The organism is Paraburkholderia sp. IW21, assembly GCF_041321145.1.
Classification (GTDB): Bacteria; Pseudomonadota; Gammaproteobacteria; order Burkholderiales; family Burkholderiaceae; genus Paraburkholderia.
This window is the reverse complement of sequence record NZ_JBGGWA010000023.1, coordinates 34,880-50,292: the sequence shown is the minus strand read 5'-3', so window position 1 is coordinate 50,292 and position 15,413 is coordinate 34,880. Positions and strand designations below refer to the sequence as shown.

Below are 15,413 nucleotides of genomic sequence, written 5' to 3'. Positions count from 1 at the left end.
ATAGCCGCGAAGCTCCAACCGCATCGGGGCACTCCGCGGTTTCCTCCATCGAGGCTTATTCGACGCCTGCCAACACGCGCAGAAACACCGTCACGTTCCTGTGGCCGATGGCAGGCATCGAATAACCCTTAACGAACCCGGAAGTTCGGCCAGCGTCCGTCAATCACCAGCTCGGTCCCGACGCGAATTTCCCTTGTCGACCCGTTGCTGCCAGTCACTTGCTCATTCCGAGGGGCCGAACACAAGCGGCAAGCGGCCGGTCAGAGCTCTTCTTCAGTCGGGCAGGCTTTGCTTAACAAATGTCAGCGTTCTGTTTTTTTCCGGTAGCGGTGCGTCGACGGAACTGACGCACCGCCTCCCTCTCAAGCTAGCGGACGACTCGTTTCACACGCAGGCGGAGCGATGTCCGCCATGCTGCAGCGTCTGTCTGGATGACACCGTGGGCTCATCCAAGCCAGCCCTTGATGGTATTGGCCATGACGTTGGTGGAGATGCCATAGCGATCGTGCAAGGTCGGCAGCGCGCCCGCACCGAGGAACTCATCGGGCAGTGCGATTTGACGGTACATCGGCGTGACGCCGGCCGTGAGCAGCGTGGTCGCGACCGCTTCGCCAAGGCCGCCGATCACCGAGTGATTTTCGGCGACCACCACCATGCGACCCGTGCGCCGGGCTTCGTGCAAGATCGTCTCAGTGTCGAGCGGCTTGATGGTCGGCACGTGCAACACGCCAACTCCGACGTTGTCCGCTTCCAGCATCTTTGCCACCTCCAGCGAGCGCATCGCCATGATGCCCGACGAGATGATCAGCACCTCGGCGCCGTCGCGCAGCAGCTTTGCCTTGCCCAGTTCAAACTGATAGTCGTATTCATCGAGCACGGCCGGAACGTTGCCACGCAGCAGACGCGCATACACCGGGCCGTTATGCGCAGCAATCGCAGGCACCATTTGCTCGGTGTCGAGCGCGTCGCACGGATCGATGACCGTCATGTTCGGCATCGCGCGCATCAGGGCAAGATCCTCGGCCGCCTGATGGCTCGGTCCGTAGCCGGTCGTGAGGCCCGGCAGCGCGCAGATGATCTTCACGTCGAGGTTGTCCTCGGCGATGGCCTGGTGCATGAAGTCATACGCGCGACGCGTTGCGAATACGGCGTACGTCGTGACGAACGGCTGGGCGCCTTCATGCGCCATACCTGCGGCCGCGCCCATCAGCAACTGCTCGGCCATGCCCATCTGATAGTAGCGGTCTGGAAACTCCTTTCCGAAAATATGCAGGTCGGTGTACTTGCCGAGGTCGGCCGTCATGCCGATCACGTTCTTCTTCTCCCGGGCCAGTTGGGCCAACGCATGGCCGAACGGCGCGGAACGCGTGACTTGTCCTTCGCCGGCGATAGAAGCGATCATCGCCGAGGTCTTCAGGCGCGGCGTCTTGGTGAGTGTGGTGTCGCTCATGCTTGTCTCCCTGCTTCGAGTGCTGCGAGCGCCAGTTGCCACTCATGGGCATCGACGCGGATGAAATGGTTCTTTTCCCGTTCTTCGAGGAACGGCACGCCGCAGCCCATGCGGGTATCGCAAACGATGATCCGGGGCTGCTCTTTCGGATGATTGCGTGCAGCATCGAAGGCCGCCTTCACTGCATCAATATCGTTGCCGTCCACGCGCTGCGTGAACCAGCCAAATGCTTCGAGCTTCTCGACGAGCGGCTCGAACGCCATGATCTTCGAGGAGGGACCGTCGGCTTGCTGGTTGTTGACGTCGACCATGGCGATCAGGTTGTCCAGCTTCCAGTGAGCGGCCGACATAAGGCCCTCCCAGATGGCGCCTTCATCGAGTTCTCCGTCAGAGAAGAGCGTGTAGACGAAGGCGTTTGAGCCCTTGCGCTTCAGTCCCAGGCAGCGACCCACCGCGATCGTGAGACCGTGGCCGAGCGAGCCGCCGGACATCTCCATGCCGGGTGTGTAGCTCGCCATTCCGGACATGGGCAACCGGCTGTCGTCGCTGCCGTAGGTTTCGAGTTCTTCCGGTGGCAGGAAGCCGGCTTCGAACAGCGCGGCATAGAGCGCAATCGCATAGTGGCCGTTGGACAGCAGGAAGCGGTCGCGGCCTTCCCAGTCTGGGTTGTCAGGCTGGTAGCGCATTGCGCCGAAGTAGGAAACCGCGAGTACATCGGCGATATCGAGTGCCTGGCCGATATAGCCTTGGCCCTGTACTTCGCCCATCAGCAATGCGTTTCTGCGAATCCGATGGGCGCGCTCCGCGAGCGTCACCGCATCTGATGACGGACTGTTCATGGTGTCTCCTTGATTTTAAAAGTGAGTCTTTGCAGCGAACGGTGTCAGCGATTGACGGTTTTGGCTGGCACGAGGAAAACAAGCCCGGCACCGATGACGATAGCGACGGAGATAAAGATGAGCCCCGCAGTCGACTTACCGGTCAGGTCGTTCAACCAGCCGACGATGGCCGGCGAGAAGAAGCCCGCGAGATTGGCGAAACAGTTCACCGCGGCGATACCCGCTGCAGCGGACATGCCGCCGAGGAGCGCGGTCGGCAGCGACCAGAACTGCGACGACGAAGCGAGGATGCCCGCGGCGGCCACGCTGACACACACCAGCGACGCGCCGACTCCGCCCAGCATGGGAAGCGCTGCAAAGCCTGCCGCCGATACGAGCATCGGGATCGCAAGATGCAGACGACGTTCGCGATGGTGGTCAGCGCTTACTCCCACCAGCGGCAGCGCAATGATGGCGCACAGGTACGGGATGGCCGTAAAGACGCCCACCCACAGCGGGTCGGCCACGCCGGATTTGCGGATGATCGTCGGCAGCCAGAACGTCAGCCCATACTGACCGAGCACGACGCAGAAGTAGATGCCAGCCATCAACCACAAACGACGATCGCCGATGAAAGACCAGATCGACACATGGGCGATCTTGTGGGCATTGTCGTTCGCCACGTTGCGTGCGAGGAGCGCCTTCTCCTGATCAGTGAGCCACCTGGCGGCAGCGATACCGTTGTCGAGGTAGAGCAGGATGGCGACGCCAAGGAGCAACGACGGCAGCGCTTCGAGGATGAATAGCCACTTCCAGCCGGCGAGACCGTGTACGCCCTGGAACGCATGCAGGATGTAACCGGACAGCGGCCCACCGACAATGCCGGCAAGCGGAATCGCCATGAAGAAGAGGGAGAGCGCCTTGGCGCGCCGCGCAGAAGGAAACCAGTAGGTCAGGTACAGGATGACGCCTGGAGCAAACCCTGCCTCGGCCACGCCCAATAGAAAGCGGAGGACATAGAACGTTGTGGGCGACTTGACGAAGACAAAGCAGGCCGAGATCACAGCCCATGTCAGCATGATGCGAGCGAGCCAGTTTCGTGCGCCCACTTTGTGCAACATGAGATTACTCGGTACCTCGAAGAGGAAGTAACCGAGGAAGAAAATACCGGCGCCGAAGCCATACACGGTTTCGCTGAATCGAAGGTCGTTGAGCATCTGCAGTTTCGCGAAGCCCACGTTGACACGATCGAGATAAGCGCCCAGATAGCACAGCATCAGGAACGGTATCAGGCGCCGTCCCACTTTCGCATACGTTTTTGATTCGAAGCTCGCCGGATCGGCGAGCGATGTCACATCGCCCGTCATTGACGGCGCAGTGGCCTTCGTTTTCATGGTTGTCTCCTGCCATATCGCCCCGGGTTTTACCGCCGGGTGCATTGACCCATCCGCCGCAATCGCGACGGATGTCGTACTTAGTGGATCAACATGCCGCCGTTGACGTCGAGCGTGATGCCGGTGAGGTAGGCCGACAGGTCGCTCGAGAGGAACAGACAGGCATTCGCGACGTCGGCCGCATCGCCGAGTCGGCCGAGTGGAATGCCCTTGATGATGTCGATGCGCATCTCGGCAGTGAGCTTGTCGCCCGTGATATCCGTCTGGATCAGGCCCGGCGTGATCGAGTTGACGCGGATGTTGTCCGCCCCGAGTTCACGCGCCATCGCACGAGCGAGACCGAGTACCCCCGCTTTGGCCGCGCTGTAGTGAGGACCACCGAAGATACCGCCGCCGCGTTGCGCGGAAACGGATGACATGCAGACGATGCTGCCGCTCTTTTGCGCTCTCATTTGCGGAATGACCGCTTGCGACATGTAGAGCGTACCGCGCAGGTTCACGTCGACGACTGCATCGAAGTTGTCGGCTCCGATGTCCATCGTCTTCAAAGGCTGGGTGATACCCGCGTTGTTGATCAATCCGTCGACACGACCGTACTTCTCGATGACCGCCTTGGCGGCAGCCATGCATGCGGCCTTGTCGGTCACATCGCAGGCGAGGCCGAGGTGTTCTTCGCCGAGATCGCGCGCGGCGCTCTCGGCGTCTTCCTGTCGAAGGTCCAGGATCACCACTCGCGCGCCCTGCGCGGCAAGCGCTTTTGCGGTTGCACGGCCGATGCCGCGCGGCGAAGCTGCCCCCGTGACGATTACCACTTTGCTGTCGAGCAACATATTTGTCTCCATCAATCGTGTTAGTTGGTAGACGCAGTTTCTGCGCTTCAACCATCTCGATCAATGCAGTCCGGCTCAACTATTGCTGAAGAATTTTCAGGTGTCGCTGCACCGCGAAGTCACAGCCGTCAGAAAGCAGCCCTTTCGCGTAAGGTAGGGCGCTGGCGTCATGCCGGGCGCGGCCTGGCGCTACACGGCGTCACGGCTGATCTCTTGCTCGACCCAGGCTAAAAATTTGGCCACGCGCGGCAAGTCCGCGTTCTGGGAAGGGTAAACGAGGTGATGGGCTCCGACCTCGACCGCATACGTGCGATCGAAGACCGGTACGAGCGAACCTCGTTTGAGATGGACCGATGCGAGCATCGTGCTTTCGAGCGCGACGCCGTGTCCCAATGCCGCAGCCTCGAGCGACATGTACGAGCGGTCGAACGCGAAATCGTATGCCTTGCGCGACACCGCGACGCCAAACTTGCCGAACCATTGCTTCCACTGCACGAGAGGCGTCTCCGAGAAGATCAGGCGCTGCTCGCACAGATCCTCGGGGGTACGCACCGGGTGTCTTCTCAGGTATTCCTCCGATGCAAGAGGCGCGATGAACTCGTTGCGTAGCGTTTTGATCTCGCCATCGGTCCAATGAGCGTAGCCATGCCTTACGTCGATGTCATAGTAGCCAGAGGTGAACGACACATCCTCATACGAGCACGCGAGATTCAACTGAATGTCGCCGTTCGCTTCCTGGAACAAAGCCAGCCGCGGCAGCAGCCACATCAACCCAAAGCTGGGACTCGAGTGAATGCGAAGAATCTCGACACCCGACTGGCTCGATGCGCGCTCCGTCGCGCGGCTCAGATCGGCGAGCGATCCGGTGACATCCGCCAGATATTGCTGACCCGTTGGCGTCAGCACCAGTCCCCGCCCCAGTCTCGTGAACAAGGGTCTTCCGACCATGGATTCGAGGTTGGCAATTTGATGACTGACCGCGGATGGCGTTAACCCTAATTCATCCGCCGCCCGATTGACGCTCTTTGCGCGGGCGACACTCTCGAACGCGATGATGGCTTTTAGTGGAGGGATGCGCATTGTTCCTAGATGCAGAAGTTACGAACCGTCCTGGACCAGGTGGTCAGCTTCGCTACTGGCGATTCCAGAAATGTCGCGTATTCGAGAGGTAAAGGCAAGCCGGGGTGGGGCCGGTAAGCAATCGGTTCAAAGGGGTGCGAGACGTTGTGCGAATACGAGGGCGAGCCCGGCGACCGAACGTATCCGGTAGTCGGAAAGTGGCAGGTCTCGGGCCGACAGCCGACATTCAGATTTTCTGACGGTCTGGCGGCTTTTGGCCGGGTGCCGTCCGATGCAAATCGCATATCACGTGGATCGCGGCTAGAGGGAGGTGGTCGGCAGCACGCGACCCGGAGCGGCCGCCGAGCTTTCTGCAAAGCAGCCATTCGGAATCAAGACGGGCTCGCCCAGACAGCAAGACCGTCGGCATTACGTTAGGTCGTCGCCGGCTGAACGGAGGAAAACGAGTGTCGCGTCCCGGACCTTGTTATGGTCCGGGAGGTCCCGCGACTGCCGTCAGTAGATCGGAAACACGAAGTCCGGCGTCGGCGTAAACCGGATACCGGAATCCAGACAGATGACGCGTCCCCTGACCGCGACCCGCTTCCCCAGACAGGGCTGCAGAAGCAAACGATCCGGTACGCCGGCCTTCCCGAGCACGATATCGGTCACGACCTTGTCGTTGCAGGGCGAGGTTGACGGACGGTCCAGCCGGAGCGACGTCTAGTCGCCCGGCGCGTACTGTCCGCTGCCCCGCTGGATCGTGCCGGTGATCCAGATGTCCTGTTGCGACGGCAGTGTTTTCAGGGGCGGCTCGGCGGCCACCGCAGCAGGTGAGCCGGCGGCCAGGACGGCCGACGCCAGCAGTGCCGATGAGCGTTCTTTCATGATGCTGCTCCCATTCGGCTTGCGAACCGCCTGGTTTACCGGAGGTTGGCTGGTTTGGGTCAGAGGCGGTTCACAGCACACCCGTCAGCCAGCCTTCCCGTTCTTATGCATCGCTCTACGGGCTTTGGCGTGATAAGCGCTACGCTCGTCATGAACAGGATCTTCATTTTGGTCTCCTGTTTGCTGATGATCCAGGGTGTAGTCTCTGCCCTGTTTCGGGGAGGCCGCCCCTGTGGCTCAGCGCAGTCGCCCAACGATCACTGGATCGGCGGCACCACGCCCAGTTTCTCGGCCAGCATCCGCTCATACACGCCGAAGTGCAGGTCGACTTCCTCCTGACTTACTGTCGTCACGGCGATGTTCACCTGATCCGGCAGCAGGCCGAGCACCACCGCAATCGCCGCTTCCAGTTGCGGCGCACAAACGCGGTCTTCGGTAAGTGTCGTGCCGACAGCGATATCGTAGGTCTGTTCGTGCTGGAAGACGATCTCGACCAGCCGCGCGCGGGCGCTCATGTTGTTGCCGATCGCGAGTTGCACGACCTCCGCCACGCTACGCATCAACTCCGTCGGAAAGCCTTTGGTCGAGCGCAGCCGGACGCGGTGTCTGCCAAGCGTGAGCCAGTCCGAATCGATTTCCATAGTGTCCTCCGGTTCCGTTGCAATGCACCGCGATAATAGGATTTGGCAGGCGATTTTCAAGACCGGAATTTCACCAGCACCCCTTGAAATTTTCGCCAGAGGTCCTATCTTAGATTTCGCTCAGGCAGACGCGCCGGTTACATCCGGTGCGCTGCGTGTTTCGATTTGTTTGCCAGCGGCCTGGCAGGCGAACTGGAGCGCGTAGGCCCGTTCGCCTCCTCGCTGCTCGAAGGAGGATACGATGAGTGATCTCTTTTCCGGAACCGACCTGATCAGTGAGTTTGACCGTCTGCAGCGGCAGATCGACAGCCTGTTCGGCGGCTTCCCGTCCAGCATCCGCTCGGGCCGCTTCGGCGCCTTCCCGCAGCTCAACATCGGTACCACCGAGGACTCGATCGAAATCGTCGCGTTCGCGCCCGGTCTCGAGCTGGCCGAGCTCGACGTGTCGATCGACAAGGGCCTGCTGACCATCAGCGGTGAGCGCAAGCCCGCCCAGGCCCGGAACGATGACAAAACCCGCGACGACGCCTGCACCTATGCACAGGAGCGCTTCACCGGCACTTTCCGGCGCGTGATCGAACTGCCTCAGAACGCGGACCCCGACAAGGTGCAGGCGCGCTACACCAACGGTTGCCTGTCGATCAGCGTGGGCAAGCGTGAAGCGTCGAAGCCGCGAGCCGTTACCGTCCAGTAATGCCAGCCATTCAAGGAGCAAGCCATGAACGACAGGACCCAGGTTGCTGAGCGCGACCAGAAAGCGGTAGCACGATGCGAGGGCGAGCAGCCGGCACGGCGGATGACGCTCACACCGGCAGTCGACGTATTCGAGGACAGCCAGGGCATCACGCTCTGGGCGGACCTGCCAGGCGTCACAAAGGACAAACTCGACGTGAAGGTGCACGACGGCAATCTTTATATCGAGGCCGAAGCGGTGGTGCCGACGCCCGCCGGTCTGCGGCTGCAGCACGCCGAGATCCGTGAACCGCATTTCGCGCGCGCGTTCTCGCTGAGCCCGGACTTCGACACATCGAAGATCGATGCAAACCTGCAGGACGGCGTGCTGAAGCTGACGATTCCGCGTCGCGACGAAGCACGCCCGCGCCGGATCGAAGTTCAGACGAACTGAGCCCGGCAGAGCCGCAACGACGACAGGAGAAAAGACCAGTGGCGGCCGCGAGGTCGCCATCGCCCGTGCGTGGAGATGTGGATACAGAACATCATGGAGGAAGGGTGATGCGGATAAACGATCAGCATATGGGCCGTGCCGGTGCGTCAGTTCGCAAGCGGCCCGGCCCTCGCTGATGGTGGATATATCGGCTTGGTCACGAGTGGGCGCGATGCCCGTCTGCTTGCCGACCAGCATCTGCCGCGTCACACCCGGGCGGTAGACGCAGCGCGACGTCCCGCCGCACGCCGTCAGTCTGACTGCATGCAGACAGTGTGTCTAGGGACGTCGGCAGAAACGTGGCAGTGTGAACGCAATGATGCACATCCGGTTCTCCTGTCAGACTATCGAGGAGCATACGATGAACACCGACCTGAAAAAGTGGAACCCTTTCAAATTTCTCCGCGGTTCAGGACACAAGCCCGAGGCGGACAGTGCGCAAAGCCCGCCCGACAGCGAACCGTCACGTGTTCCGTGGCCTGACATTTCGCGACTTTTCCCCCGTGATTCGTGGCGTGCGATGGAGGATTTCTTTCATGATCCGTTCGCGGCGCGCGGCGCGCTCGAACGATGGTTTGGCGACTTCAGTTCATCGCGTTTCCAGCCGCGCATCGACGTGGTTGACGAGGGAAAGATACTGCGCGTGACCGTCGAACTGCCAGGCATGGAGCGGGAGGACTTGACCGTTAGCGTCGAGGACGGAGCGTTGGTATTGCGTGGCGAAAAGAAGCAGGATGTGCACAGTGAGGAGGACGGTTGCTATCGGCTTGAGCGCGCATATGGAGCCTTCACGCGCACGATCCCGATGCCGGAAAATGCCGATCCCGACCACGCTCTCGCAAAGTTTGACAAGGGCGTCCTGACGTTGACGGTCCCGAAACACGAGCAGCAGCGATCCACGAGCCGCACGATCGATATTGGCTAACGTTGGCCGGCGACTTGGCGATTGCGAGTTGAATCAATGGGAGTAGCCGGGTGGTTAGCTCAGCTGGAAACTACGGTCTAAAAAATGCGCGCCGGCCGCCGGTTCGCCACGCGTGCCATCCGACCGGAAGATCGGCCAAGTCGCGAATTGTATCGTCCAACTCAACGATGTTCTGCAAACTTACCACGAGGGCATCGCCTTCTTGCCGGCTAGATTGAGAGCGTGAAATTGCCGCGCGCCATCCTCATCGTCAATCCAATCGCGTCCGCAAAGGACATCCTTGCTTGCGATAGCTGCGACGTTTGGCGGGTCATTGAAAAACCACAGGTCGCTTTTCATGTGCTCGTCGCCGGAATGTTTCGCGCGGTGGATTGTCGACGATTTAGGCACTGATGTAGAAGGTCCGAAACTGGCCGAGGTTGTGTGAAAACACTTGCTGAATGCGGCGGCCTAAGAAATCGACCCCTCAGATTGCGCCGTATTGGCTTGGCAACGACTCGGGAAGGGCAAAGTGACACCCGAAAACCGAATACTTTTGCGTTTTCACACAGGCTTATATGGACACCGCCCGGTTTGCCAAGTTGATCTTGATGTGACGCGTGAACGAGGTATCGGCTGCGGTCTTATATGCGGCCTTTTGCAAGCCGAAGCTGCGGGCTCTGATGGAATTCGCCAGGAACGTCCTCATCTCGGCCACGTGCTTGAAGCACAAGACTGTGTTCAGGTTTGCGTTCCTGCGGTCCGACCTGTCTCGCCATCACATTGAACTCAACCCTAGCAACCTACCAGTTTCTCAACGCTTCAAAGTGCCAATTCTGCTATGCGAGTCTGTTGCTTACATGATGCGCTTCGTACGAAGTCTCGTGAGCGAGGATCGCCCAGGCGATTCGCGCCATTTTGTTTGCCAAGGCCACCGCCACTACATTTGCTGGACGTCGTACCTGCATTGCCTTTTGCCATGCGGTTGGCACCTTGGTGTGACACAGAACTGAGCGCGCCCCATGTATCAACAACGTACGCAGGTATGGGTCGCCTCGCCTGGAGATCGAGCCCAGCCGGATCTTTCCGCCTGTACCATTCTGGCGAGGAACAAGCCCCAGAAACGCTGCGAACTCGCGTCCCGACCTGAACGTCTTCGCATCTCCAATTGTTGCCACTAAGGCCGTTGCAGTCAGGCGGCCGATGCCCGGCACTTCGGAGATCGCACGACATGCCGCTTCGTGCTTCTGCCAGGCGCCAATCCGCTTCTCGAGCTGATCGATGTCTTCTTCGAACGCGTTGATGCGGCGCAATTGTTCATGAAGGGTTAGGACTATTGATTGAGGTAGTGCGTCTTCGAGGTCTGCCATGCGCTCCCTGATCTCGGCCAGTCCCGCCACGCGTCCTGCACGAAACGTCACGCCGAATTCATACAGCAACCCACGCAACTGATTTATCTGCATCGTCCGGAACTTTACGAGCAACGAACGCATACGGTGAAGGCTTAGCATCGCTTGCTGATCTTCAGTCTTGGCAGCAACAGTGCGCATGCCAGGTTGCTGCACTGCAGTCCAGATTGCCCGGGCGTCCGCCGCGTCGGTCTTGTTCGTTTGCACGAAAGGTCGAATAAATTGGGCATGCAATAGCACCACCTCGTGTCCGAGCGCGCGGATCTTACGCGCCCACCAGTGAGCACTTCCGCACGCCTCGAGGGCGACCCGACCGGCGGGGCGCTGCGCGAGAAACGCGATTAAGTCGTCATGTCCGAATTTCCGATTCGCGATCTCGCCGGTTTGGGCGTCGACCCAGTACAGCTGGAACACCCGTTTTGCAATATCGAGTCCATATGTCGTAGCATTCATCTGGGGCCTCCGTTCCTCAAGTGGTTGTGTCGCAACTCCACTTTGGCACATTGATGCCGTTCGGTCCTGGGGGCCCTCGATCGTGCCCACTTCCCCGGAGGGAGGGCGGTGTCCATTCCATCTCGACCGATCACTGCCTCATGCAAGCGGCATGGAACGCCCGAATGTCACACAGTTGTGATCGGCAGCACGCCACCCTTCTCCGTCATACGAGGTCAATCAAGATCCCCGGCCGCTTTTAGAATTGCAATAGCCGTTAATCAGTACAGTTGAATCGTAATGGAGGTTCAATCTCCCGAAGCGGGCTGCCGCGATAGCTCGCCCGCGGCCTCGACTCACATCATTTGGGGGCTGCTCAGTTTCGTTCCGTCGGAAAAGCGGGCCAGTCTGTAGGGAGTAATGTCGAACTGTGGCGCCTCGTCCATTACCAACCGGCTCACGAGCACGCCTGCGCCTGGCCCTAGTCCAAAGCCGTGTCCGCTGAAGCCGGATGCGATCACGAGACCGGGTTTCGCATTAACCTTCGAGATGACGGGGACGAGGTCCGGCGTCGTGTCGATCGCGCCCGCCCATGCGTGAGCGATCCGCAAGCCCGACAGCTCGGGAAACACGCTGGCCACGTTATGCAGGGCACGTTCGAGCCACTCGGTATCAGGCCGGGGACCCAGCACCCGTGTTTCTTCGAACGGCGAGACATCATCGTCGCGCCAGGTTGCGCTTGCCTCCGGTCCGTGGAAGAAGCTGGCACCGACGCGAATCTTCAGTTTTTTCTTCAGCTTGCTTCGGAACATGGTGCGGAACTTCACCGAATGCCGCAGATTTTGCGGCGCGAGTTCCACGCGCCCGTAGCCGGGAACAGCGATGGTGTAGCCGCCGTCCAACCGTCGCCTCAGCGCGAAGTTAGGTCCGGAGAAACAGCCTTCGATGACCCCCGGCGCCTCAGCGGTTCGCAACGCCGTTCCCATCACGTTGATGGAGGGCAGATCGATGCCGTGATGTTGGCAGAACAACGCGCTCCAGGCGCCTCCCGCGAGAACGACGGTGTCGGCTGCGAGCCGGCCGCGCTCCGTCCAGATGCCGGAGACACGCCCCGCACTCGTGTCGAGATTTCGTACCGCGCAGTTCTGATACACCGCCGCGCAGAGACCTTGTGCGCCGCGAGCAATCGAAGGCGCGGCTTTCGACGGCTCGGCGCGGCCGTCCGTGGCCGACCACAGCCCTCCAGCCCACGCCGCACGTCCGGACGGAATGCGCGCTGCCAGTTCGCGCGCACTGAGGATCTCGCTGTTAAAGCCGACTTCCCGGGCGCGGGCAAGCCACGACTCCCATTGCGCGATGTCAGATTGATGCTCCGTGCCGTACAGGATGCCCGCCTTACGAAACCCAATGTCCTCGCCCAGTTCTTCGCTTAGTTCGCTCCAGCGCTTGAGGCTCTGCACCGCGAGCGGCAACTCATAGAGGTCGCGGTTCTGCTGACGCACCCAGCCCCAATTGCGCCCCGACTGCTCGCCGCCGATGACGCCCTTTTCGAGCAGAGCCACCTGGACGCCGCGTCGCGCCAGTTCATACGCCGTGCTGACGCCAACAATGCCGCCGCCTATTATCGCGACATCGCATCGCTCCGGGAAACCTTCGTTATCCGTGACTGCGTCGATCCTTAGCATTTCATAGCCGTTGGTTGCCGTTTCTCGGGAGGTTACTGCAGTCAAGACCTTTGGAAATGCGCACCTAAAGCGCGATTTCGCCATCCGCAGATAGTGGCTACGATTTTGGTATTTTGGTATCTTCCACCGCTTCGCTGATAGGACGATCCTGTTGTATCCGAAATCAAGGCACGGTCACCCACGGGGCTATCGCAGGAAACGGACTGCCAGTCCATCCAGTCATATGAGTCCCTGTGGTGCGCCCATGCCCAGTTCCTTGCCGGAGTGGGATTGATCACCTCGACGATATCGTTCGCCGCAGAACCCACGTCGCGCCGATCACTCGTACCGCTTCGGTGATCGATATCTTGGGAATTCGTGTGGTCGTAAAACATGGTTATCTCCTTTGACAGCTTGACATACACAACTACCCGCCCCAACCGTACGAGACCGAAGGGCTCTGTCGGGGCACCGGGTTCTGACGACCGACAGGCTGAGCGAGGTACAGGGCGTTGCCCAGGCAGTTGCCTTCAATTTCATCGTGCTGGACGCTGGTCACGGATATTGTCGGCGCCCGCGGTGGGCGTCCCACGTCTGCGGCCGGGCACGCCCGCGCGATGATCGGCGTGCTGTATTTCTTCCGGTTGTCGCCACATTACGCACGAAAAAAATCCGGCAAGCACGGTCTGTATCCCCTTGTCGCTCGCCGTCTGCGGATCGCACATTCCGGAGAACTGCACACCATCGCTCAGGCTCACCAAGCCGAGCGCGAGCGCGTCCGCCTGCAGGGGCAATGGCCTGCCGTCGCGCTCCGACACCGTGCGGATGTACGCGCTGATCTGGTCGAGCTTTTCGTGCCGGAACGCGTTAATGCGCTCCTGAAATGCGGTGTCCCGATACGCGAGTAGTTTGGCTTCGACCCAAAGCAGAAAGCAGTCTCGATCACGAAAATGCCGGCTGTAGTACGCTATGGCGCGCGCCTTCATTTCCGCGGGCGTGCCGCCCTCTTCCATAATCGCCCTCAGATTGACCTGCGCGCTATCGTGGTCCGGCACAGCAACTCAAACAGCAGATCCGGCTTACCGTCGAAGTTCGAGTAGAAGGCGCCGCGCGTGTAGCCGGCCGCCTCGGCGATATCCTCCACGCTGGTAGCGGCCAATCCCTTTTTGACGAACATCTTCCGCGCAGCCTCAAGCAGACGCTCTCTCGTCTGCTCCCTGCGCTGTGCGTGTGTCAGGCGTTCCCGTTTCATGGCATAACGTACCGGTCAGATCGCCATCTGCGGCGCCATCACATGCCCGCGCGTGTCAGATGATGGTTTTCGCAATGATTCTCTCGACAGGAGATTTGACAGTGTCAGGCTCCAGCCCCGGCGGTTCGCACAACCTCCGGGTTGAGTCGTCACTCAGAATTGCTGCGCCCGCAGCGAATCGAATTCGGCGCGGCAAACGTCGCTGAATCGGCTGAGGATGTCGATCGAACCGTCCGCGAGCATTTCGCGAAGTTGAAGGAACGTCTTTTCCGGGGCGTGATAGGTATCCACAATCTTTCGTCCAACCTGATCGGCTTCGTTCACAACCTCTGTCGAGGATTGGACACGCATACGGCTTATTTTCGCGAACAGACTGACGAGAGCAGCGAGGTCCGGCTCATCGTGCCGAAGCGCGTGGACATAGCAATGCGACGCCTCCTCGATGAACTCCTTGTAGAGGTCCTGCCGGCGGATGCGGTCGTGCGCAAGCCACTCTGCCTTCGCCTGCGTTCGTTGCGTCACAACAGATGTCAGGCCAGCGATCGATGCACCGAACAGTGCTGCCATTGCGGATAGGAGCGTTGCGTTCATCAAGTTGCCTCGGCGAGCTCTATCAGCCTGCTGAATTTGATGCGGTTCGGCTTTCTGCCAGGGTATTCGAAGGCGTAAAAATGCCGTCGCTCGACGATGCACACGGAGCTCACAGCACGCCGGCTGGAGGTCTCGTCGACCAGCGCTCCGAGGTAATCGAGCGAAGCCTGCACAGCGCGGGCAACGCGAGCGCCCCAGAAACGGAGGGACTGCTGCGCGACTTCAACCGCTTCATGCCAGGTCCTCCAGGTAGTGAGTGACGCCACGAGCGGCTTGACCTCAGGGCTGCGATTGCCCCAGCACCGAGGGTTCTGCACAAACGTTTTCTCGCGCGACTCGAGCACGCCCCGTGCACGCTTTTGCGGTACACGCATGATGGTCCCGGCAACTTCCCGGCTGCACGTCAGCCACGTGGCTGCGTCCATGACACCGCTCTCCATTGTGATATCGGCTAATCGATACAATGATATTAAACTCATTTTTGATGTTTACGTCAATATAAACGACAAAATTTACAACGAGGTGAAGGCAAAAGGTGGAATCGTCATACCGAACAGCGGACCGGTCGGATGCGGAAGCGGCCCATCCCATCCCGGGCGGAACACTCACAGGCACCGAAACGGGCGGGAGTCGAAGCGGACGTCGGCAGCCTGGTGCGGCAGGCGAAGCCACTCACTGGAGCTGCACGCTGCGTGTCGCCATGTAATACCAACCCGTCCCGCATGCAGGCGACTTAGGTCCTGCCTGCGCAGCCCGTGCGGAGCACGGAGTTAGCCTCGCGCCGTCTCTTCCCTCTCGGTGTGGCTCGCCCTCCTTCTTCATCTGCGGTCCACGCAACGCTCCCTCGGAGCGTAACCAGCAGCCATCTTTAAAATCTGTAGACGCGGCCCAGGTGCGTGATGAGCGGATTCGTAAG

The 15,413-nt window shown here is 60.3% G+C and carries 16 protein-coding genes and 1 pseudogene; 3 read left to right on the top strand and 14 right to left on the bottom strand.

Annotated elements, in window-relative coordinates; all coding sequences use genetic code 11:
* Positions 1-445: 445 nt before the first annotated feature.
* From ACAX43_RS32425 to ACAX43_RS32390, 8 genes are all read right to left on the bottom strand, one after another.
* Complete coding sequence (locus tag ACAX43_RS32425) at positions 446-1,450, bottom strand: transketolase family protein (RefSeq protein WP_370712403.1); 1,005 nt, start codon at positions 1,448-1,450, stop codon at positions 446-448.
* Complete coding sequence (locus tag ACAX43_RS32420) at positions 1,447-2,289, bottom strand: transketolase (RefSeq protein WP_370712402.1); 843 nt, start codon at positions 2,287-2,289, stop codon at positions 1,447-1,449. The genes ACAX43_RS32425 and ACAX43_RS32420 overlap by 4 nt, the downstream gene beginning before the upstream one ends.
* Positions 2,290-2,333: 44 nt before the next feature.
* On the bottom strand, positions 2,334-3,662 hold the full coding sequence (locus ACAX43_RS32415) for an MFS transporter (protein WP_370712401.1): 1,329 nt from the start codon (positions 3,660-3,662) through the stop codon (positions 2,334-2,336).
* 80 nt (positions 3,663-3,742) lie between these two features.
* Positions 3,743-4,492, bottom strand: coding sequence for an SDR family NAD(P)-dependent oxidoreductase (locus ACAX43_RS32410; protein WP_370712400.1), 750 nt, complete (start codon positions 4,490-4,492; stop codon positions 3,743-3,745).
* Positions 4,493-4,681: 189 nt separating this feature from the next.
* On the bottom strand, positions 4,682-5,572 hold the full coding sequence (locus tag ACAX43_RS32405) for a LysR substrate-binding domain-containing protein (RefSeq protein ID WP_370712399.1): 891 nt from the start codon (positions 5,570-5,572) through the stop codon (positions 4,682-4,684).
* A 495-nt stretch (positions 5,573-6,067) separates the two neighbouring features.
* Complete coding sequence (locus tag ACAX43_RS32400; RefSeq protein ID WP_370712398.1) at positions 6,068-6,223, bottom strand: hypothetical protein; 156 nt, start codon at positions 6,221-6,223, stop codon at positions 6,068-6,070.
* Between the two features lie 51 nt (positions 6,224-6,274).
* On the bottom strand, positions 6,275-6,439 hold the full coding sequence (locus ACAX43_RS32395) for a hypothetical protein (RefSeq protein WP_370712397.1): 165 nt from the start codon (positions 6,437-6,439) through the stop codon (positions 6,275-6,277).
* Between the two features lie 257 nt (positions 6,440-6,696).
* On the bottom strand, positions 6,697-7,080 hold the full coding sequence (locus ACAX43_RS32390; protein ID WP_370712396.1) for a hypothetical protein: 384 nt from the start codon (positions 7,078-7,080) through the stop codon (positions 6,697-6,699).
* A 241-nt stretch (positions 7,081-7,321) separates the two neighbouring features.
* Here ACAX43_RS32390 and ACAX43_RS32385 point away from each other — a divergent pair, with 241 nt between their 5' ends.
* The 3 genes from ACAX43_RS32385 (at position 7,322) to ACAX43_RS32375 (ending at position 9,170) form a co-directional block, all read left to right on the top strand.
* Positions 7,322-7,774, top strand: coding sequence for an Hsp20/alpha crystallin family protein (locus tag ACAX43_RS32385; protein ID WP_370712395.1), 453 nt, complete (start codon positions 7,322-7,324; stop codon positions 7,772-7,774).
* A 24-nt stretch (positions 7,775-7,798) separates the two neighbouring features.
* The gene (locus ACAX43_RS32380; protein ID WP_370712394.1) at positions 7,799-8,206 is read left to right on the top strand and encodes an Hsp20/alpha crystallin family protein; all 408 of its coding nucleotides are present in this window, start codon (positions 7,799-7,801) and stop codon (positions 8,204-8,206) included.
* Between the two features lie 400 nt (positions 8,207-8,606).
* Positions 8,607-9,170 (top strand): Hsp20/alpha crystallin family protein, encoded by a 564-nt coding sequence (locus ACAX43_RS32375; protein WP_370712393.1) that lies wholly within the window; start codon positions 8,607-8,609, stop codon positions 9,168-9,170.
* A 180-nt stretch (positions 9,171-9,350) separates the two neighbouring features.
* Here ACAX43_RS32375 and ACAX43_RS32370 read toward each other — a convergent pair whose 3' ends face one another.
* The 6 genes and pseudogenes from ACAX43_RS32370 to ACAX43_RS32345 form a co-directional block, all read right to left on the bottom strand.
* On the bottom strand, positions 9,351-9,509 hold the full coding sequence (locus ACAX43_RS32370) for a hypothetical protein (protein WP_370712392.1): 159 nt from the start codon (positions 9,507-9,509) through the stop codon (positions 9,351-9,353).
* A 479-nt stretch (positions 9,510-9,988) separates the two neighbouring features.
* On the bottom strand, positions 9,989-11,011 hold the full coding sequence (locus ACAX43_RS32365) for an IS110 family transposase (RefSeq protein WP_370712391.1): 1,023 nt from the start codon (positions 11,009-11,011) through the stop codon (positions 9,989-9,991).
* A gap of 335 nt (positions 11,012-11,346) precedes the next feature.
* Complete coding sequence (locus ACAX43_RS32360) at positions 11,347-12,675, bottom strand: NAD(P)/FAD-dependent oxidoreductase (protein ID WP_370712390.1); 1,329 nt, start codon at positions 12,673-12,675, stop codon at positions 11,347-11,349.
* 617 nt (positions 12,676-13,292) lie between these two features.
* Positions 13,293-13,906: pseudogene (locus ACAX43_RS32355) on the bottom strand (TetR/AcrR family transcriptional regulator); the annotation flags it as partial.
* A gap of 153 nt (positions 13,907-14,059) precedes the next feature.
* A complete protein-coding gene (locus tag ACAX43_RS32350; RefSeq protein ID WP_370712389.1) occupies positions 14,060-14,473 on the bottom strand; it encodes a hypothetical protein in 414 nt (137 codons plus the stop codon).
* Positions 14,474-14,496: 23 nt separating this feature from the next.
* Positions 14,497-14,922, bottom strand: a complete 426-nt coding sequence (locus tag ACAX43_RS32345; RefSeq protein ID WP_370712388.1) for a hypothetical protein — start codon at positions 14,920-14,922, stop codon at positions 14,497-14,499.
* Positions 14,923-15,413: the final 491 nt, after the last annotated feature.